Below are 19,266 nucleotides of genomic sequence, written 5' to 3' on the forward strand. Positions count from 1 at the left end.
TTCACATGATGGGGAAGCGGCGGGTCAGGCCGCGGCCGTGAAGCCGCCGGTGCCGCGATGTCCACCTTCGGCCTTGGCGATGGCGCGTGCGGTGATGGCCTTGGAGGCGCGGGCGGAGGCGGCGGCGAGCCGGTCGGCGCCGGGTTCTTGGTACCAGGGGCGCAGGGTGAGCATGGCGGCGCGCAGGCCGGTGACCAGCAGCAGTGCGGTGCCCTTGGCCAGGGCCCGGATCGCATCGGGGGGCAGGATGCGTTCTTGGCGCATGGAGACGGAGGTGGAGGTGCCGGTCTCGGAGCGGGAGGTGGAGGTGGTGGGCACGTCGTGGTCGCCGATGAGGCGGGAGAGTTTGTCGGCGAAGTCGGGGTCGTCGATGCCGGAGCCGATGACCTTGATGGTGGCCGCCGACCACAGGGCGTCCATGCCGGCCTCGCCCCAGACCTTCTGGCCCTGGCGGTAGGACTGCAGGATGGTGACCGGGATGATGCCCCGTGACCCGAGGTGGGAGNCCCAGACCTTCTGGCCCTGGCGGTAGGACTGCAGGATGGTGACCGGGATGATGCCCCGTGACCCGAGGTGGGAGTACAGGTCGGGCAGGTCGCTGATTTTGCAGACGTTGGCGGCCTCGTCCAGGATCGCCAGCAGCGGCGGGTCCAGTCGGCCTCCGGCGCGCTCTGCCGCGGTGGTGGCGGTGCGCATCACCGCGTCCGCGCAGGCGGCGATCAGTGCCGAGGCGCCGCCTCCGCCGTCCTTGGACAGCAGGTAGAGGGTGTCGCGGGAGGTGACGAACTCTGCCGGCCGGAACTCGGGTACGTCCTGTTGTGGGGTGACCCAGGCGGCGATGTCGGCGTTGAGCAGGCAGGCGGCGTACTGCCGGGCGGTTTCGTAGATGCCGTCGCGTGTCTCGGGCGGTCCTTCGACGGTGCCTTTGAGCTGGGAGGCGACGGGGGCGAAGCCGTGGTCGCGCAGCACATCGAGCGGGGTGCGGTCGGCTGGGAAGGCCAGCCACCGCATCACGTCCGTGATGGGTCTGCGGTCGTTGGCGGCGGCGAGGAACAGCTGGGACAGGACGTTGGAGGCGGCCTTCGACCAGAAGTCGCCGTGCTGGGAGGCGTCCACGCTTGCGGCGAGGAAGTGTCCGGCCAGCCGCCCTGCCCCTTCGAGGGTGGTGGCGTCGGCCAGGGGGTTCCACCACATGGCGCGCTGTGCGTGGGCGATCTGCTGGGGGTCCATCGACCAGGTCCGCCCCGCTGCCGCGCGGGCGTCCAGGGTGGCGGTGTAGGCGTCGCCGGCGGCCTTGTTGGAGGTGAGCATCACCGGGCCGGGGGCGTGGAGGATGGCGGGGATGGCCAGGCAGGTGGTCTTGCCCGAGCGTGGCGCCATGATCGCCACCGCGACGTCTTCGAAGCCCATGCGGACTTCGTGGCGGGTGCCGGCGAGGTTGCCCAGCAGCACCCCGGTCTCGCTGGGCGGGATCTTCTTTTGGCGGGCCAGGCTGGGGCGCAGGGAGCGGGCCTTGGCGGTGATCTCCCGCGCCAGCAGTGGGGAGACCTGGCCCGGTTTGGCCATTGCGGCTACCCGCTTGCGCTGCCGGCCGCCTCCGTTGTGGTGGCGCAGCCACCAGCGCAGCACCAGCAGCCCGAGGACGGCGAGCACGATCAGGGGGGCGATGAGGCGGCCGGTCAGCAGGGCGGTGGAGCCGGTGTTGGGCCACAGCGTCTGCGGGTGCAGTAGGGCGTCGGTGGGCCGGTAGGGGGCCCACGGTCCGGCTCCGGTCAGGACGGTGGCGGTGTTGCCGCCCAGCCAGGCCAGGTTCGCCAGCGGTATGGCGATGGCGGCGGCGCCCAGCAGCAGGTGGAACAGCACATCGGTGGCGCCGGACGATGCGGGCGCGGGGGAACGGGAGGAGGGCACACGGCTCCAGGGAAGCGGGGAAACAGAGGAGAGCGGTCCGGCGGGTGGGGGCGCCGGTGCGGTCAGCGCCGTCGGCGCGGCGATGCGGGGCGGATTGCCGGCGCGGCCGTCTCGGGGGTTGTGGGGGCGCGGCGGGCAGCCCGGCGGGCGGCGCGGGCCTGGGCGCGGGCGTCGGACAGCCGCTGCTCGTAGCGGGCGGCCAGCGTTTCGCCGGTCAGGGCGGCCGGAACCTGGGTGACCTGGTGGGAGTACACCGGCGTGCCGTACTGCGGCCGGTAGAGCGGCTCGGCCGAGGAAAAGGCGTCGGCGAACGCGCCGATCAGGTGGACGGGCATGCTGCCGTTGAAGTGGGCCCGCCACACCGTGGGCCCGTCCGCGCGGCCTTGGCAGACCTCCGCCATCCAGTAGAAGTGGTCGCCCTCTTCACCGAGAGATCTGTGCGCCAGGTGGGCGAGGTGGTCGGGAGAGGTGGCCCAGCGGTCGCCGTCCCGGATGCCGACCGCCCAGCCGTTGCCCTCCAGCACCTGCCACACCGCTCTCCCGGCGTCCGGCTGGGGATCTGGAGCGGGGAGCAGCAGGGCGTCGGTGACAGCGCCGAGGATCTCCACCGGGGTGTGGCCGCCGAAGGACGCGGACCAGCCGGTGGTGTCGTCGCCGTGCTGCAGGCGCCACCAGGACGAGGAGGGGATGTGCTGCGGGTCGGGCTCCAGGAGCAGGCGGGTGGCCCAGGTGGGGCTGGCCATCAGCACGTGCGGCACGCCGGGGGCCTGGTGGGCGGACCAGCCGGCAGCGCGCAGGGCCTCGGTCACATACCGGGGATCACCGGCCCCGGCCAGGTAGCCAGGGGTGGTGGCATGGGGAATGAAGTCGAATGCCCCAGCGGCCTGGCTGTGGAACATCTCTGGCCCCACGTCAGCGCCTCCTTCGCGGATTCGGCCCGGCCGGCGGGTCCGGCAGTTTCCCGAGGGCTTCGGGCCCGGCGCCGGCGGCAGAGTGGTGAACGCTGACGTGCCCGTGGGCGTAGGACGGGGCGCCATGCGCACGCGGCACGGGGGAGGGGTCGGCCAGCGTGGCGGTGAACGCGGCCGTCGCATGGGCCGGGGCGGACTCGGGTACGACGGCCCGCCACACCATCTGCTGGCGGCCGAACGCCCCCGGCACGCAGACTTCGCTGGTCCAGGCGGTTTGGCCCCCGGCTTGCGGGCGCCGGCTGATGACGGCGGTGGCGTCGGCGGAATGGGCGTAGCGGTCCACCGTCCCCTTCAGCGTCCAGCCGCGGTCCTCCAGCACGTGCCAGACCTCCGGTACCTCCCGCGGGGGCGGTGCGGTGAGGGCGTGGGTGAAGGCGGCGATGGCCTCGATGGGGCAGCGGGCACCGAAGCCGGCCGACCAGCCCTGCTGGGTGTGACCGATGCGCCACCACAGGGACTTCGGATCGGGATCCACCGGTGACAGCGACACATACAGCGTCTCCTGCGGGGACAGGAGCAGCACCTGCGGGCGGCCCGCCGGGGAGTGGTTGCTCCAGCCGTCGCCGAGCAGGCGGCCGGTCAGGACCGCCGGGTCACCGGGGCCGGCCAGGTGGCGGGGCGTGAGCCCGAACAGCACCGTCTTCGGCTCCTCGGCCGGTCCGCCGGAGTTCATCGCCGCCCCCTGGCGGGCGCGTCATCGCGGGCGAGCGGGCGCGGGATGCCGGTGCGCGGGCGGTGGACCGACCACGCCCGGCCGGCCCAGGCGGTGGCGTAAGCCGCGGCGCGTCCGGCGGCGCGGCGGGCCCGCTGGGCGGCGGTCAGTTCGGCGGCGGGCACCCACACCGGTGCGGCGCGCACATGCCCGACGGCAGGGGCGGGCACGGTGCCCGGGGCGCGCAGCACGGGCCGGGCATCGGCCAGGGCGGCGGCGAAGGCGGCCAGCAGGTGGGGCGGGGTGTGCTGGCTGAACACCGCGTTCCACAGCGGCCACCGCTCACCGGGCGGGGTGGCGCAGGCCCACCACACCGCGCTGTCGCCGTCCTTGCGGTACCGCAGCACCGCGGTGGCATCGGCGCTGGTCGCCGTGTGGTGCCGGCCGGGCTCAGAACTGGTGGTCCAGCCGTGCGCGTCCAGCGGACGCCACACCTCCGCAGCGTCCTGCGGCAGGGGCGGTGCGGCCAGGGCGTCGGAGACGGCGGCGACGATCTCCACCGGGCACTGCGCGCCGAGGGTGGCGTGCCAGGCGGGGGAGTGCGGGCCGCGGGAGCGTCCGGAGAGGATCCACTGCGGCGGGATCGTGTCCGCGGTGTAGCCGATGCGCACCGCGTGGTCGGGACTCTCGAACACCAGCGGTCCGCCCGAGCGGGAGGTGCGTTCGCGCCAGTTCGCCGCGCGCAGGAAGTCGGTGATGTGGCGGATCTCGCCGGTGCCGGCCAGGTGCCGCGGCGCGATGAGGCTGCGAGGCTGCGGCAGTTCCTCACCCGTGCCGGTGCCGGAGGGGCGCCTGTTCATCGTGACCGCTCACTGTGTCCGCCGGCCCGTTCAGGGCGAATGCCGGCGGATGCGCGGGGTGGCGGTGGCACCGGTGTGGCACCGGACCGGGCGTGGCCGGCCGTTCCCCCGGGGGCGGCGGGCAGCAGGGCGAACTCCTGCTCCAGGTCTTCCAGATCCAGGGCCACGTCGTAGAGGGTGTCGGCGGCGTGGGCCAGGCCCTCCCACACCGCCCGTGCGGGAGTGGAGTCCGCGGCGCGGTCGCCGATGTAATGGGAGGCGGCGGCCAGCAGGGCGGCCAGTCGGCCGAGGATGCCGTCTTCTGCATCCAGGACAGGGGCCAGGATCTTCGCGGCCTGCTCCGGAGCCGCCTGGGTGAGGTCCTCGGCTATCCAGTCCAGTTGGGCGCACACCTCCTGTGCGAGGCGTGCGGCGTGCGGGGTGTTCTCGGTCATGGTCCTCCAACAACGGCGAAGGCCGGGGCGGTTTCAGTGACGGCGGCCACCGGGTGCGGGTGGCGCCGGCGGCGCGGGGCCCGGTGCGGGCGGCGGTGCCGTTGAGCTGGGCGGGTACAGGCCCGTCAGGTGGTGCAGGGCGCGGCGCACCAGGCGCTGCTGCTCGGAAGACGGCAGGGCGTGCAGGGCCCGCATGACGGAGGTGGCTTCCGGCGCGAACAGCGAGGGGGTATGCAGGCCGACCGTGCGGGCCAGGGCGTGTGCGGCGTCGGCCTCCAGGACCGGAGCGAGGTGCTCGGGCAGGCCGACGGTCTCGCATACGTGGACGCCCTCGCCGGAGAGAATCCCGAATGCTCCGCCGAGGAAGGGCTCATCGGCCAGGGTGTGGGCCAGGTGCAGCAGCTGGGCGGTTCCCTGGCGCAGACGGGCGTGCAGGCCGGGATCGGTCAGCCAGGGCACCGCATCGGCGTGCCTGTTCTCCTCCTCTTCTTCTCCGTCTTCCTCAGCCGTACGTTGCTGCTCGCCGGGCACCGGCTCGGCGGTGAGGGGGACGGTCAGCAGCCGGGCGAGCTCCTCACCGGTGCGGTGGACCGGTTCCGGATCGGCCAGCGCGCAGGACAATGCGGTGACGACAGCCATGGGCGTGTGGGCCGTCGCGGCTGCTTCCCAGCCGCTCATCTCGTCGGGGCTGGCGACGCGGACGAGCCACTTGTTGCCCAGACCCGGCGGCCGGGTGACCGGCGGGGGGCCTCACGGCGGCAGACGAGTGTGGCCTGCTCATCGGGGGAGCGCAGCACGATCCGGGTGGGGGAGTCGGCCTGCTGCCAGCCGGCCGCCACCAGCGGAGCCAGCGCATCACCGAGCGGCCAGCTCGGTCCGGACTGCACCTCCTCCGGACTCGCAGCGTGCAGGTCAGCCAGCCGGGTGGCGAAAGAGCGCACAATCTCCGGCGGCGTGGCCGGGTCGAACTCGACGATCCACGCCACTTGGCCGAACAGCCACACATCGTCTTCCACCAGGCAGTCCCAGCCGGTGAAGGTCCAACGGTTCTCCCCCTCGGTGCCGGGCCGGTAGCCCAGGCGCAGCCGGTGGTCCGGCGAGGTGAACACCGCGGTTCCGGTCTGCGGGTCCTCCTGGTGGCTCCAGCCCTCACCCACCAGCGGGGCGGCCGGGAAGGCGATGCTGTCGCTGGGTCCGGCGAGATAGCGCGGGGTGACGGCGAAGACCCTCCGGTGTCCGTCACGGGGCGCGGGGCCGGTTGCGGGCATCAGTGGTGCGGGCTGCGCCGGGCAGCCTGGTCGAGCAGACGCCGCCACTGGGCGGCCGCGCCCACATCACTGCCGCCGGGCGGGGCAAGTGCGCGCAGTGCACACCGCGGCAGCGGCGGTGCGGGCAGCCGAAGGGGAAGGGGGCGGGACATAGCTGAGCACTCCAGAGTGGGAAAGGTGGGGCCAGGCCGCAGGCCTTGGTTCAGCGCCGGGGACCCGTCCGGCGAGGCGGTGTGGAAGGGGCCGGCGTGGCCGGTGTGGTGCCGGGACCGGCCGGTGACTCAGTGTTCCTGCGGGTGGTGACCAGCTCGGTGACGGCCTGGTCGTGCACGCCCAGGTCGAACAGCTCCGGGGAGATCTGCACGTAGTACCCGGCATCAGCGGCCATAGCCGTGGCCCGGCTGGCCAGCTGCCGCTCCTGCTCCTTGGTCAGGTTCTGCGGGACTTCGTGCCAGGTGTAGACCGCCTGGGTGCGGCGCTGCAGACCTGCGGCGTCCAGCGCATCGAGCAGGGCGGCCGGGGCGCCTGTGCGGGTCTCGGCGTAGACGGTGCCGCCTTTGCGCCAGATCACCACATCGGCGTCTTCCTTGTCGGCCATGGTCATGAGCGGGGTGGTCCTGCGCGAGGTGACAGAATTGAAAGAGGGGGTGAGCCGGCAGTGCACTCGCGCGGAAGCGAGGTGCGCGGGACGTGCGGGGCTGGCTGGGGGTTCAGCGCCGGCGGCGGTGCCGGGCCGGGCGGGACGTGCGCCGGGTGCGGGTGCGCTGGGCGATCAGGTCCGCGACAGTGGCGGTGTGGACGGTCTCGTCGAGCAGCTCGTGGTCGATCAGCACCTGGTAGCCGCCGCACGCCAGCTCGGCGGCGGCCTGGCTGGCCTGCTGCTTCTCCTGCTCGGGGTTCAGGTCGGGGGGAAGCTGGTGCCGCCAGGTGTACAGCACGCTGGTGTGGCTCTCCAGCCCCGCCCGCCGCAGCAGGTCCAGCAGGGCGGGCTGGGGGTTGGTGCGGGTGTCGGCGTAGACGGTGTTGCGCCGGCGGTAGATCACCACGTCGACGTCGTCCGTGTCGGCCATCGTCACGGTCGGGGAACTCTCCTTCAGAACAGGGGACGGTGGACAGGTCAGCGGCCTGGGCGGCCGGAGGTGGGGGGCATGGCCGGCGGCACGGGCGGCAGCGCCGGTGGCGGCGGGCAGGAGCAGGTGGCCGCCGTTTCCCGTTCGCTCTCGGCGGCCCCGGCGCAGGGGCGGCGGTGCGGATGGTCCGTGGAGCGGTCGGCGAGGGCGGTGCGCGCGCTGGTGAGCCGGGTGGTGAACGCCTCCAGCTGCCCGGCCATGCCGCGCAGCTGCTGGGCGTGGTGGTAGTCCGCGCCGGTGCCCAGGTCCTGGAGGAAGTCCGCGACCGCGGCGAGGAGTTCCGCGGTGGCGGGCAGCACGCCGTCCACCGGGGCGGTCAGGTCGCTCAGCGCGTCGGCGACCTCCTGGGTGTGGGTGGCCCGTGCGACCTCCTCGCCCTGGTGCAGCAGCCCGGCGCCCAGGGAGGGCTCGGTGAGCATGCGGCGGTCGGGGGCGAACTCCGGCTCGTGCCACAGGTCATAGCCCAGCGCTGTCAGTAGGCCGACCGCATCCTGGGCCCTCCTGACCTCCTCCTCCAGATCCATGCCGGCGGGAAGCCGGTGGTAGGCGTCGTGCTGACGCATCACAGGAACGAAGCCCACACGGTGCAGCACGCTGTGGGCGTAGGCGTCGCCGCCGTGGGCGATCACCTGATCGCTGTGAGGATCACGGATGACGCGCAGATCACGACGGGGCAGCGGCACGCGCGGGCACCTTCCACGAGCAGGAGTGAGCAGAAGAGACAGAGCAGGCGGGGGCGGGGTCAGCGACGGCGGGCCGGCAGCGGCGAGCGGGTCGGCGCAATCTGTGCGTGAGGCGGTCCGGCGAACAGGCGGGCTTCGGCCGCCAGCCGCGGGCAGGGCACATCCGCCCAGCCGCCGTGCTCGTCGATCAGGTTGACCAGCAGATGCACACGCCCCGGGGCTTCGTGCACCGCGATCCACCGGTTGCCCGACCCGCCGCCGGGGCCGGCGGCCGGCAGGCGGTGCCCGGCCCGGCGCCACCACCATCGGCCCGGCACCGCCGCACTGCCCGGAAGAGTTGCCTGCGCATGCCAGATCGGCCGGCGGCTTCGTCCGGGGCCGTGTGAGAAGGGCCACTCGTGGGTGGGGCCGTCGAGGAATTCGGCCCACTCGCGGCCGGTCCAGTCCTGCCGCTGCTCGGGCGGGGTGAACTCGTCCAGCGGCGGCCAGCAGGCGAGGACGGCGCCCGTGTTTGCGGTGTGCGGGTCGAGGAGACGGCGCAGCGGGTCGGCAGCCGACAGGTACTGGTGAGTGAGCAGGTTCACCGGCCGGCCTTCGGGTCGCGGTTGTGCACGAGCTGGTCACGGCCGTCGATGTGGTACCAGCCGCCGTCACGGCGGTCATACGGAATCTGCGGCAGGAGCGCCTCGGCAAGCTTGCGCACATAGCCGGTGCACTCGGGGCAGTAGTGCTCCACATGCACCAGGTGGCGCGGGTGGGCAGTGAGGTAGGAGCGCTGGCCGCCTTCCGGATCGCGCGCCCGCCAGCCGTCCTCGTCGGTCGGAGTGTGCCAGGAGGCGGCGACGATGGTCATCTCCGTCCCGCACAGGTCACCGCGGGCACTGCCCTTGATCACCACCACACGGTCCCCGGGGGCGAAGTGCCCGTGGGAGATCACCCGGTTGGGCGTGATGGTGTCGACCGGGATGTAGCGAGAGCGCGGCTCAGCCTCGGGATCAGGCATCAGCATCCTTCCGCGAACGCCCCGCGGGGCGGTGACCAGGGCTGCTTCCAGGATCCGCACGACGGCCGGTTGGCCAAACCGGCGCACCTGCGCTATGCAGGCGGCCCGCCCGGCCTTCCTCGTGGCCAGATGGCCCGGTCAGACATCCCATGGCGTTTTGATGTCAAGCGGCGGTGGTGGGGGTTGCGTGGTGTGACCACGCGGTGGCCTCGTCGTAGTGGGTACGGGTCTTGAGGCAGCCGTGGAGGATGCCGACGAGGCGGTTGCCGAGCTGGCGCAGGGCGGGGTTGTAGCCCGAGTCGCGGGCGCGCTGCTTGTCGTAGTAGCGCCGAGCGCCGGGCGAGGTGTTGATGGCGGAGAACGCCTGTCTCTGGAGGGCATCGGCGAGGCGGTCGTTGCGGGCGAAGCGGGCTTGGACGCTGTGGGTCCTGCCGGAGGCGCGGGTGATCGGGCTGGTGCCGGCGTAGTTCTTGCGGGCCTTCGCCGAGGTGTAGCGGGTGGGGTCGTCTCCGAACTCGGCGAGCACCCGGGCGCCGGTGATCTCGCCGATGCCGGGCATCGACAGGTAGATCTCAGCGTCCGGGTGCGCGCGAAAATGCGCACTCACCTGCTCTTCCAGGGCGGCTATCTGCTCGTTGAGCGTGATCAGCAGCTTTGCGTGTGCGACCGCCGCCGCGCCGTAGGCGGCGGCCACCGGTGCTGCGACGCCGAGCCGGGGCTCCCGCAGTGCGGCCTGGATCGCGCGGGTCTTCTGGTCCCGGTGGTGGCGGCGGTGCCGGGCCGGCACGGCGGTGATCTGCTGCTTCGTCAGCTTCGCCGCTTCCCCCGGGGTGGGCGCCTTGATCAGCAGTTCCAGAGCGTCGGTGCTGGTCAGCTCCAGGCCGGCGTAGGCGGTCAGCGCGCCGGGGAAGTACTCACGCAGCGTGCTCCGCAACCGCTGGAAGGTGCGGGTGCGCTCCCAGATCAGGGTCTGATGGGCGCGGGCGACCACGCGGACGGCCTGGGCCTGGCCGCTGTCCCCGGCGACGGTGCGCAGCTGGGCGCCGTCGATGCAGGTGGGGGTTCTCGCAGCCGCGGTCCGACGCTGTGGCGGCGGCCAGCAGTTCGGGAAGATCGGCCGGGTCGGCCTCGCGGTGAGGTCGGCCTGGGGCGCGGTGCTGGCTTTTCGGCCAGCCCGTTTCCCCAGGCCGCCTCCCGAACCGGATGGGCCCGTTACCGAGCATCCGGCTCTCCACTGTTTCGTGGCGTCAGGCGAGTTGACGTGCCGCGTGCTCGGACCACGGGGTGGGGGCCCGCCCGCGACGAACGGTTCGCGGCCCTGGAACAGTGGATCGCCGCAGCAGCCAAGGCCATCCCCGACGACGGCGAACGCAAGCTCGTCCGGCGCTTCGCGACCTGGCACCACCTGCGCCGCCTCCGGCGCGGAGCATCCGGTCACCTCGACCCAGGCGACGGCGGTCCGGGCCAGCATCCGCGCCACGGTAGGTCTCCTCGTCTGGTTGCGCGAGCACGGCACCGAACTCCGGTACTGCACCAAAGTTCACCTGGACGAGTGGATCGACACCTGCCCATGCGCCGGCGGTCGGCTGAGGCCGGTTCGCTCAGCTATTGAAGAAGTCGAGTCGATCCCGCTCAAACAGACGCCATGAGCGTCGTCAGTCGGCCCACCACCGCCCCCCGCCCCGCAAGTCGGGATCTTAGATCGGGTTTCATAGGTGTGTTCTTATCTGGAGTCTTAAGAGATTTCTTACTGCATTCCTAAGGAACACGCTGAAGCGGCGAGTCGGATCGCTCAGTGACGAAGCCCAAGACGCGGGAACCCGGTCCGCCCCGTGGCACCATTGGCGCATGACGACAAGCGCTCCATCGAACCCACCCGCCCGCCCGGCGTCTTCGCCCCAGCCGAGGACCCTCTCCCAGCAGGAGACCATCCGTCTCCTGCTGACGCGCTCGGGACGTCCCAACCGCACCGTCCCCATCCGGAGGGTGCTCCTGCAGCAGGGCCCGAAGGGGGACCCGACGCCCGGCCCACTCCGCAGCCTGGTCCGCCGGTCCCAGACCAAGGCCCTTGACCTCTACCTCCTCGTCGGCGCCGTCACGAGCGGCGGCGACTTCTCGGTCACGGAGTGGGCGACCACCTGGGCCCGCACAGTGGGCAAGTACGACGAGGCGGCAGGGCCGACGGCCGTATCCAGGGCCTGGAAGGTGCTTTGCGATCTGAAGCTGATCGAAAGGAGGCGGGGCGAGGAGGGGAAGACCGTCATCACCAAACTCCGTGAGGACGGCTTGGGCGCCCCCTACACCACGCCGAGCGGCGGCGAACCGTACTTCCAGCTCCCCTATGAGTACTGGGACAAGGAGCTGAACGAGTCGCTCACCTTGCCGGCCAAAGCCATGCTGCTGATCACGCTGAGCCTGCGGAAGGAGCGGTTCACCCTTCCGCAGGACCGGGTGCCGAGCTGGTACGGCATCTCTGCCGACACGGCCGGCAGGGGACTCCGGGAGCTCCAGGAGAAGGGCGTCCTTGCTCATGTCGATGACGAATGGTTCGCAACGCTCAAGACTCGGACCGGTATGGCGTCGAGGCCCGTCTACTCCCTGGTGGCGCCGTTCGCGCCACGTGGCCTGGGGGCCACCACCACCGCGCTGGGGTCGACGGTCGAAGGCCATTCCAACGTGCAGCCAACGGCCCCGTGAAGGCGCCCAGATTTTGCATGCCGCACCGCTCCGCCACTGGTTGGCGCCGGAAGGAGCGGTGCGGCACTACCGCCAGTAACTACCTGACGATTGGAGAACACCAGTGAGTAACCCCGAAACGGAGAGTCACCCCAAGCATTCCCCTCTCCATAATGCAACGCGGCCGGTGAAGCCGACCGCTCGCATGGCCGACCACGATGAGTCGGAACGGACCACCGTCAAGTTGGTCACCTACGACTTGGGCTTCCGTCTCAACAAGACCTCGGCGATCGCGAAGCAGAAGAGCAAGGCCAGCGCCGACGGGCATGTGGTCGATCAGCACCCCGGCCGGACCAGGAAGAAGATCTGGGCCGCGGTCGCCACGTTCATCATGGTGCTCGGTGCGATCGCGGCAGTGATCGCTCTGTTTCTCTGAGTCCTCAGCGCCTTGGCGGGCCCTCATCGACGGGTGAGGAACCGCCAGGGCTCACCCTCCATTCATCGGTTTGTGTTAGCCGTGGGTACCAATAACAGCCATCCGGGGGAATTCTCCTTCCGACGGGACATGGGGCAAGACGGTGACGCTCTGCCTCCGCCCGGATCGGTGCCGGCGCAGTGTGCCTGGTGACGGATGTGCTGCGACGGGACGGCCGGCCGGGCGGGCGGGACCAGGGTCAGCGTCGGCGGCCGGGTGGGGCTGCCGGAGGCGCACCGGGCACGCATGCAGCGGTTGTCGGTCGCGGCGCGGGCGCGGGCGCTGGCAAGTGGCGGGGCAGCGGGAGGCGGTGCGGGGGCAGCACGCTGATCTGCTCGCCCATCTCCTCGGCGATGTCCTCCAGCTCACGTCTGACGGCGGATAGTTGACGGTCGGCCGCGTGCAGGCGGGCGGCCAGCAGCAGCCCCGCCCGGGTCTCCAGCGCCTCGGAGAACTCCGCGCACAGGGTGACGAAGTCGCGCAGCTCGGCCAGGGGTCCGGCGTAGGGGGTGCCCTCCTCGGTGGCGTAGTGCAGTGCTTCGGAGACTTCCCCGGCCGCGTCGGCCCGCAGTACCTGTGCGGTCAGCTCCTCGGTGGTCACCTTCGGCGGCAGTTCGGGAGCGGTCTCACGGGAGAGGCCGGGTTGGAGGACACCGGCCGGCACCGCCGGCGGCAGGCACTGCCATGCCTCCCGGTCGGTGGGGAAACGGGCGACGACGTGCATGTCGGGCCCATCCAGGTCCCCGGCGATGGCGAGCACCCGGTTGTTCTGGTCGTCGGCCCAGGCCAGGGTGATGATCCGGCCGGATGCGTCGTACCAGGACTCCAGCAGTCCCAGGCTGCGGGCTGTGCGCGCCGCGCGGACCTGCTCGGTCAGCTGCCGCGCCACCTCCGCGTCCAGCTGTGGCATGGGGGTGCGCGGCCGGTGGTGCTCGGCCAGGTCCCGCACCAGGCGGGAGCGTTCGGCCCAGGTGGTGGCGTACGGCCACAGGGCCGCGTCGCGCTCGGCGGCGGCACTGGGATCGGTGGCGGCCTCGGGGTGGGATTCGACGAGATGCCGGGCCTGTTGGGCTGCGTGAGCGAGATCGTCCAGCAGCAGGTGCCAGCCGGGGTGGTGGGGTGCCGGGGTCATCGCCTCCAGTGCGCTGCGTGCCAGATGCAGCAGGGAGGTGCTGTAGGGAAGCAGGCCGGTGAACAGCTCGGCGGCTCGGCTGTTGCGTCGCTGCACGGCCGCCCTCTCGGCAATCGGGCTGGCATCGGCGAAGCCGTCACGAGGCCGGCCGCTCATGGTTCTGGTGAACTCCGCGTGGACCAGCGCGTAGTGCAGGGCGTAGTCGCCCAGGCGATCGGACAGCGCCTGCACGCGGCCTGCTGTATCGGATGGATCCTGCTCCGGGATGGCGGATGCTCCTTTCGAAAGGGGCCTGTCCTGCCCGGCCGAGCAATCGGCCGGTCTTGGCCGGTCGTGGTCAGCGCCGCCGGGACACAGGCTTGGCCGACTGGCCGACTGGCCGACTGGCCGGCGCGAGGCGGTGCCGGGAGTGGCGCCGTGCGCGATGAGGGCCGGGCGGCGGGCTGGTGGGGTGCAGGCGGGCGAGCTGCACCAGGACCGGGCCGTGGGCGAGGACGTCGTCCATGTAGGTCCACGCCTCGGCGTTGCGCTCGGCGACGGCCTCCTCGTACGGGATGTGCAGGCCCGGGTCGGGGACGGTCCGCATCCTCTGCACTTCCTGCTGCCAGGCGTGCAGGATCCGCTCTCCGGCGTTGAGTGCGCCGCGCAGCCGGTCCAGCCGCCAGGTCAGGTGCCGCGCCTCGGGGTGTCCGGCCAGGATGCGCGGGTTGAGGGTCTCCACGTGCCCGAGCAGTTCGGGTGCGTGCCGCAGGAAGGTGCGGTAGTGGTCCCAGACCTGGGTGTCGCGTCGGCGCTGGCGCGCGCCGTAGGCGTTCTCGTCCAGCGGCTGGCCGGCGGCGTCGCACAGGCTGTCGGAGACCGCGTCCCACGCAGCCAGTGCGGCCTGGCCCTGGCGAAGAGCGTGCTCGAGTTCGACGACGCGCAGGGCGTGCAGCATCTGCAGCTGGTGGGGCAGCAGGCGCCGGGCCAGTGCGGCGGCGGCGCGGGCGGGATCGCGCGGGAGGCTGATCGCATCCGGCGCGGGCAGACCGGCCGCGGCGATGCCCGCAGCGCTGAGATCCTCGAACCCACTCCCTGCCAGGGGAGCGGCCAGCAGGCGGCCGGGATGGCCGGGCCGGTCGATGACAACGAGCTGGTGGCGCTGCTCGTCGGTGAGGATTGCGGCGCGCGGAACGCGGTGCTCGGCCAGGGCGCGGTGCAGCACGCCGTGGTGGTCCCAGACGCAGGCGGCGAGGTCTTCCTGCCACACCCGGCGGGTGAGGCGAGTGATCTTCGCAGTCCAGGTGCCGGGCAGGCGGTGTGCGATCCGGTCGGCGAGGGTGGTCAGACCCGGCCGGTCGGCGTGGTCGATGTCCATGCCGGTCTCATCCGCGAGCAAGTGCAGCGCCTTGACCGCGAGGTATCCCTCATCCGCGCGGTACCAGGACGGCAGGCGGTAGGTGCCGGTGCGGCCGGGGCGGAAACCGGTGGCGAGCAGCGCGGTGGCCGCGTGGCCGGGGGCTCCTGGGCTGAGGCGGGCGGTAGTGGCGGGGCCGGAGCCGTCGAGCAGGATGTGCGCAGCCATGTGCCTCGTCATCGGTGGTGAAGGGGGGAGTTGGCCGGTGGAAGGGCCGGCCGCCGGGAGCGATCCGGGCCGGTGGGGGCCGGAGGTTCTGCGGCGTAGGCGAGCACAACGCGCTGCAGCGCCCGGGTGACGATGTCCAGCTGCTCGTCCCTGGTGGACTGGTGCGTCAGCCGCTGGATCACGACCGGCAACGGCTCGCCCTCACCGGCAGCATGCTGGCGGGCTTCGGCCAGCACCGCAGCAATGACGACGCGGTCGATGTCCCGGGCATGGCCGGCCGCCAGGCCGGCTCCTTCCAAGGCTGCCTGCCCCCACCCGGTCAGTTCCAGCCGCCCGCCGGCGGCGAGGTGGTCCTGCATCACCTGCAGCGCGGCAATCACCGCGCCGCGCAGCTGCACCTCGTCCGGCTGCGGCGCATGCCGGGCCTGCCCGTGGTGGCACGGGTCGGGGCCGGCGTGCACCGTGACGTGGAGGCCGGCGTTCCCCAGCTGCTGTGCGACGTGGGCGAGCCGGCGGTCCGCCTCGGCTCCGGAGACACGCGAAGGCGGCACGTAGCATTCCTGGCGCGGGTCGTGTCGGAACCCGGCCCGGGCGAGAATGAGCACCGCCTCCGGATACGTCGTGGTGACCTGCGGGCGACCCCAGGTGTCGAAGCTGATGTCCACCTTCTGTCCGGTTGCAGCGCTGCGGTGGTGAAGGACGGAGGACAGAACAGCGGCGGCGGCATGGCGGTAGCGGGGCAGCAGCCGGCGCGCGACCAGATGGGCTGCGCGAGCCGGATCGGCCGGCACGGCGATGCCGTGCGGCTCCTCGATACCGGACCGCGCGGTGTCGAGCTCCGTCACCAGGCGGGGCACGAGGGGCGCGATGAGCATCTGGCCGGACCGGACCGGCCGGGGAATCACCAGCAGTTCCAGCCCGCCGGGGCCAGTCAGCAGAGCCTGGTACTCCGCGCCGAAGGTGGCAACGGCCCACAGGACATGTCCGCCATCCCACAGCCGGTGAGCTGGGTCGTCCTTGCCGTGCCGAGCGGGACCCGTAGTGGCTCTCCACCCGCCGGGCAGCCGGGACGCGACGCGGTCGGCGAAGGAGGCCATCAGGTGCTGGGTGATGATGTGTGCTCCTTCAGAGACGTGAGTCAGCGGACGGCCCTGCTGGCCGGAGCGGGCACGAGGCGGGCGGCAAGATCGCTGGGGCGGACCGCAGGTGCCAGCGGGCCGCGCAGCAGCGCCACCACACCCCGCAGGACCTCCCGGGCCTGGACACAGTGCTGCTGCGCTGCGGCCTGGGCGGCGGCCACCGCCTCTCGGCGGCCTTCTCCCGCAGGCCAGGCCTGGGCATGGTGGCCGTCGCTCGCGTGGAGCAAGGCGCCGGCCAGCAGATGCTGGGCCTGGGTCAGGCCGGCGACCGCGCTGGCGAGCACTCCCACACTGCGGCGCTGTGCGGCGAAGCGGTCTGCCGGGTCGGACAACTGCTGGTGTGCGCTGGCGGTGGCGGAGTCGATGNCGGCGGCCACCGCCTCTCGGCGGCCTTCTCCCGCAGGCCAGGCCTGGGCATGGTGGCCGTCGCTCGCGTGGAGCAAGGCGCCGGCCAGCAGATGCTGGGCCTGGGTCAGGCCGGCGACCGCGCTGGCGAGCACTCCCACACTGCGGCGCTGTGCGGCGAAGCGGTCTGCCGGGTCGGACAACTGCTGGTGTGCGCTGGCGGTGGCGGAGTCGATGATGTGGCAGAGCACGCCGATCCAGTCGGCGAGGTCGGCCATGCCGTCCGCGTCGAACGCCGACACGGCCAGCTCTTGGGCGATCTCCTCGCACCGCCAGGCCAGATACCCGCCCGCAGGCGATGTCCCGTTCACCGGCCCGCAATCCCTCGGGCCTGCGTCCGGGCCGGTGGCGCCCGAGGCGCGCCAAGGGCTGGTGCCCGGTGCGGGGGCGGGTGCCGTCACCGGGCACGTCCTGTCGGCGGGGTCGCCCCGCCCGGTGGAGCGGGCGGATGCGCAGGCGGGGTCGGTGCGGTGCCCGGCGCTGCGGTCGGTGCGACGTTGTGGGAGCGGGCGGGCTCGGGAACGGTGCTCAGGTCGTGGTCGAGAGCGGTGAGGTCCTCGGCGATCCGGTCCAGCGCATCGCAGACGTCCCAGTACCGCTGGGCGAGTTCTTCCTGTCCGGCGTCCTGGCACCATCCGGCGGCGGCCTTGAGGAAATCCTGCAGGCGAGAGACGGCGCTGCTCTCGGAGCCGCACACCTGGTAGGTGATGTCCTGGAAGGATTCCAGGCCGGAACAGGTCTGAAGCCGCTTCGTCCAGGGGGTGATGCCGTCGCCGGCGGGTCCGGGGCGGTCGGGGTCGGCCCAGCGGCGCTTGTCGTCCTCGGTGGGCTCGCCGGTGTTGTAGGAGTGGATCTGCTCGGTGGTGCGGCCGACGTTGTCGTACAGCTCGAAGTCGGGGTGGGAGAACGGGGGGAAGGCGGGGAAGGTCACGGTCCTCGCTGGGGATGGTGGGGGTGTGGGTTCGGCGGACGGGCGGGCTACCGCAACCGCTCGTCGGTGTCGAACAGCCGTGCCTCCTGGGCGTGGAGGAGGTGCTGGACGACGAAGGAACGGCCGGCGACTTTCCACAGGCCCCGCCCGCGGCCCAGGTGGGAGATGGCCTCGGACTCCACGCCGGTCAGGCCCAGCAGGGAGGCGGCAGCGGTGAGCTGGTCGGTTTCCTGGCGGTAGATGATGCGGGCGGAGCAGTCGGCCAGCAGCCCTTCGGCCAGGGCGCGTCCGCGGGAGCCGGCGTCGCCGGCGGTGAGCAGGTCGGACAGGCGGTGGATGACCATGAGGTTGGCGATGCCCAGGCCGCGGGAGAGTTTCCACTGGGCCTGCATGCGTTCCAGCAGTCCCGGGTGGCGCATCAGGCGCCAGGCTTCGTCGTAGACGATCCAGCGCCGCCCGCCCGCGGGGTCGGACAGGGCGGATTCCATCCAGGCCGAGGCGCAGGTCATGGCCAGCACCAGCGCGGTGTCCTCTCCGGAGGAGCCGAGGCGGGACAGGTCGATGCTCAGCACCGGCGCGCTCGGGTCGAAAGCGACGGTGGAGGGGGCGTCGAACATGCCGGCGAGGTCGCCGTGGACCAGCCGCCGCAGGGCGTGGGCCAGGTCCCGGGCCGCGTCCCCGATCGGTGCGCCGGCCCCGGCGTCCAGCAGCCGGCCATCGCCCAGGGCGGTGGCGACCTGGCCGAGCAGCGGGGTGCTGCCGGGGTGCACGGTGGCGACGATGTGCAGGGCGATGTCCAGCGCGGTGTGCTCGACGGGGTGCAGGGGCCGTCCGAGCACGGTGCGGGTGAGGGAGGACAGCAGGAGCAGTCGGCGTTTGCGGATCTCCCCAGCCCAGTCCGCCTCGCTCACGCCTCCGGGGCGCGGTGCGGCGTCCAGCGGGTTGAGCCGGCCCGGCAGGCCAGGTCCCAGCGCCACGGAGGTGCCCCCCAGCGCGGCGGTGACCGGGCTCCACTCGCCCTTGGGGTCGCAGGGCACGTAGACGCGGTAGCCGAAGGCGACCGAACGCAGCGCGAAGGACTTCGCCAGAGCGGACTTGCCCTGCCCGATCACACCGGCGAGCAGCACGTTGGGGTTGGTGAAGCCCTCGAGCTTGCCGTAGAGGGTGAAGGGGTCGAAGCAGAAGGAGGCTTCGGCGTGCACATCGCGCCCGATGTAGATGCCCTGGGCCCCCAGTCCGCCTTCGGCGAGGAAGGGGAAGGCCCCGGCGGCAACGGCGGTGGTCATCCGGTGCGGCGGCAGGCGCAGCCGGGTGCCGCGGGCGGAGGCCGGTCCCGGGCGGCCCGAGGCGGGATAGGTGGCGCTTGGCAGGGACTGCTCGTCGCGCTGGTGTGCCGGGCCTCGCTCGGCGGCGGCCTTGCGGGCGGCGGCGCCGGCCTCGGCCAGGCGGCGGCGCTGCGCGCGGCGGGCGGAGCGGTCGGCGGTGTGCGGGGTGAACAGCGGTGCGGCGGTGGTGTGCCGGTAGGCCGGTCGGGTCATTGCGCGCCGGTGGTGTGGCCGTGGACGGGGCGGGCGAGGTCGACGGGGGTGGTGGTGCGCCGCATCGTGTGGGTGGCGGCCAGGTGCCGCTGGCAGATGGTGGTGAAGGGCGGGCCTTCGGGCAGCGGCGCGGGGCAGGCGCTGCCGCCGGCGGTGTCGGACGTGTGCAGGCGAAGTTGGTGGAAGGCGTCGTGCACGGCGGTGGTGGCCTGCCACAGCCGCACCCGGGCGAGCGAGAGGTGGCTGCCAGCGGCGGGCCAAGCGGGCCGGGTGTCCTCGGTGAGCTGGTCCACCAAGGCGTGCAGGGCCACCAGATGGGCGTGGACGAGGTCCAGGTGCGGGCGGTCCGCCGCGTCGTTCCGTGCCAGGCCCGGCGGCAGTGCCGGGCGGCGGGTTTCGGTGTGGCGGCGTACCCCGGTGGTGGCGGCCCGCAGGTAGGGGTGGGCGTCGTCCGGCATGGGCGGAACCTTTCTGCCCACAGGGCAGGCGAGGGC

21 protein-coding genes are annotated in these 19,266 nt (G+C 72.6%); 2 read left to right on the plus strand and 19 right to left on the minus strand.

Translation table 11 applies throughout. The features are described 5' to 3' along the window. Window positions 1–24: 24 nt before the first annotated feature. The 13 genes from GQS09_RS00550 to GQS09_RS30875 form a co-directional block, all read right to left on the minus strand. Complete coding sequence (locus tag GQS09_RS00550; RefSeq protein WP_165983938.1) at window positions 25–1,911, minus strand: type IV secretory system conjugative DNA transfer family protein; 1,887 nt, start codon at window positions 1,909–1,911, stop codon at window positions 25–27. Window positions 1,912–1,973: 62 nt separating this feature from the next. Next, the gene (locus GQS09_RS00555) at window positions 1,974–2,822 is read right to left on the minus strand and encodes a DUF317 domain-containing protein (RefSeq protein WP_165983939.1); all 849 of its coding nucleotides are present in this window, start codon (window positions 2,820–2,822) and stop codon (window positions 1,974–1,976) included. A 1-nt stretch (window position 2,823) separates the two neighbouring features. Then, on the minus strand, window positions 2,824–3,555 hold the full coding sequence (locus GQS09_RS00560; RefSeq protein WP_165983940.1) for a DUF317 domain-containing protein: 732 nt from the start codon (window positions 3,553–3,555) through the stop codon (window positions 2,824–2,826). After that, complete coding sequence (locus GQS09_RS00565; protein ID WP_165983941.1) at window positions 3,552–4,394, minus strand: DUF317 domain-containing protein; 843 nt, start codon at window positions 4,392–4,394, stop codon at window positions 3,552–3,554. Before GQS09_RS00565 ends, GQS09_RS00560 begins: the two co-directional genes overlap by 4 nt. Continuing rightward, window positions 4,391–4,828 (minus strand): hypothetical protein, encoded by a 438-nt coding sequence (locus GQS09_RS00570; RefSeq protein ID WP_165983942.1) that lies wholly within the window; start codon window positions 4,826–4,828, stop codon window positions 4,391–4,393. Before GQS09_RS00570 ends, GQS09_RS00565 begins: the two co-directional genes overlap by 4 nt. Window positions 4,829–4,861: 33 nt before the next feature. Further along, the gene (locus GQS09_RS28480; protein ID WP_243760986.1) at window positions 4,862–5,467 is read right to left on the minus strand and encodes a hypothetical protein; all 606 of its coding nucleotides are present in this window, start codon (window positions 5,465–5,467) and stop codon (window positions 4,862–4,864) included. A gap of 35 nt (window positions 5,468–5,502) precedes the next feature. Then, the gene (locus GQS09_RS00585; protein ID WP_165983943.1) at window positions 5,503–6,096 is read right to left on the minus strand and encodes a DUF317 domain-containing protein; all 594 of its coding nucleotides are present in this window, start codon (window positions 6,094–6,096) and stop codon (window positions 5,503–5,505) included. Between the two features lie 202 nt (window positions 6,097–6,298). After that, entirely contained in the window at window positions 6,299–6,694 is a 396-nt protein-coding gene (locus GQS09_RS00590; protein ID WP_165983944.1) for a hypothetical protein, read from the minus strand. Between the two features lie 112 nt (window positions 6,695–6,806). After that, window positions 6,807–7,172 carry a hypothetical protein gene (locus tag GQS09_RS00595; protein ID WP_165983945.1) on the minus strand — a complete coding sequence of 122 codons (366 nt, stop codon included), beginning with the start codon at window positions 7,170–7,172 and terminating at the stop codon, window positions 6,807–6,809. 41 nt (window positions 7,173–7,213) lie between these two features. Continuing rightward, window positions 7,214–7,909, minus strand: a complete 696-nt coding sequence (locus GQS09_RS00600; protein ID WP_165983946.1) for a hypothetical protein — start codon at window positions 7,907–7,909, stop codon at window positions 7,214–7,216. A 59-nt stretch (window positions 7,910–7,968) separates the two neighbouring features. After that, a complete protein-coding gene (locus GQS09_RS00605; protein ID WP_165983947.1) occupies window positions 7,969–8,493 on the minus strand; it encodes a hypothetical protein in 525 nt (174 codons plus the stop codon). Continuing rightward, on the minus strand, window positions 8,490–8,912 hold the full coding sequence (locus GQS09_RS00610; RefSeq protein WP_165983948.1) for a hypothetical protein: 423 nt from the start codon (window positions 8,910–8,912) through the stop codon (window positions 8,490–8,492). Before GQS09_RS00610 ends, GQS09_RS00605 begins: the two co-directional genes overlap by 4 nt. 163 nt (window positions 8,913–9,075) lie before the next feature. Continuing rightward, window positions 9,076–9,903 carry a transposase gene (locus GQS09_RS30875; RefSeq protein ID WP_399552366.1) on the minus strand — a complete coding sequence of 276 codons (828 nt, stop codon included), beginning with the start codon at window positions 9,901–9,903 and terminating at the stop codon, window positions 9,076–9,078. 995 nt (window positions 9,904–10,898) lie between these two features. Here GQS09_RS30875 and GQS09_RS00620 point away from each other — a divergent pair. After that, window positions 10,899–11,609 (plus strand): hypothetical protein, encoded by a 711-nt coding sequence (locus tag GQS09_RS00620; RefSeq protein ID WP_165983949.1) that lies wholly within the window; start codon window positions 10,899–10,901, stop codon window positions 11,607–11,609. Between the two features lie 166 nt (window positions 11,610–11,775). Further along, the gene (locus GQS09_RS00625) at window positions 11,776–12,024 is read left to right on the plus strand and encodes a hypothetical protein (protein ID WP_165983950.1); all 249 of its coding nucleotides are present in this window, start codon (window positions 11,776–11,778) and stop codon (window positions 12,022–12,024) included. A 238-nt stretch (window positions 12,025–12,262) separates the two neighbouring features. Here GQS09_RS00625 and GQS09_RS00630 read toward each other — a convergent pair whose 3' ends face one another. From GQS09_RS00630 to GQS09_RS00660, 6 genes are all read right to left on the minus strand, one after another. Continuing rightward, a complete protein-coding gene (locus GQS09_RS00630) occupies window positions 12,263–13,426 on the minus strand; it encodes a hypothetical protein (protein WP_165983951.1) in 1,164 nt (387 codons plus the stop codon). Window positions 13,427–13,532: 106 nt separating this feature from the next. After that, complete coding sequence (locus GQS09_RS00635) at window positions 13,533–14,759, minus strand: hypothetical protein (protein ID WP_165983952.1); 1,227 nt, start codon at window positions 14,757–14,759, stop codon at window positions 13,533–13,535. Window positions 14,760–14,767: 8 nt separating this feature from the next. After that, on the minus strand, window positions 14,768–15,616 hold the full coding sequence (locus GQS09_RS00640) for a hypothetical protein (RefSeq protein ID WP_207957318.1): 849 nt from the start codon (window positions 15,614–15,616) through the stop codon (window positions 14,768–14,770). A gap of 1,084 nt (window positions 15,617–16,700) precedes the next feature. Further along, window positions 16,701–17,234 carry a hypothetical protein gene (locus GQS09_RS00650; RefSeq protein ID WP_165983922.1) on the minus strand — a complete coding sequence of 178 codons (534 nt, stop codon included), beginning with the start codon at window positions 17,232–17,234 and terminating at the stop codon, window positions 16,701–16,703. A 47-nt stretch (window positions 17,235–17,281) separates the two neighbouring features. Then, window positions 17,282–18,772, minus strand: coding sequence for an ATP-binding protein (locus GQS09_RS00655; RefSeq protein ID WP_165983955.1), 1,491 nt, complete (start codon window positions 18,770–18,772; stop codon window positions 17,282–17,284). Next, window positions 18,769–19,230 (minus strand): DUF6238 family protein, encoded by a 462-nt coding sequence (locus GQS09_RS00660; protein WP_165983956.1) that lies wholly within the window; start codon window positions 19,228–19,230, stop codon window positions 18,769–18,771. The genes GQS09_RS00655 and GQS09_RS00660 overlap by 4 nt, the downstream gene beginning before the upstream one ends. Window positions 19,231–19,266: the final 36 nt, after the last annotated feature.

It is taken from the genome of Streptomyces sp. YIM 98790 (assembly GCF_011421595.1).
In the GTDB taxonomy this organism is placed as follows: Bacteria; Actinomycetota; Actinomycetes; order Streptomycetales; family Streptomycetaceae; genus Streptomyces.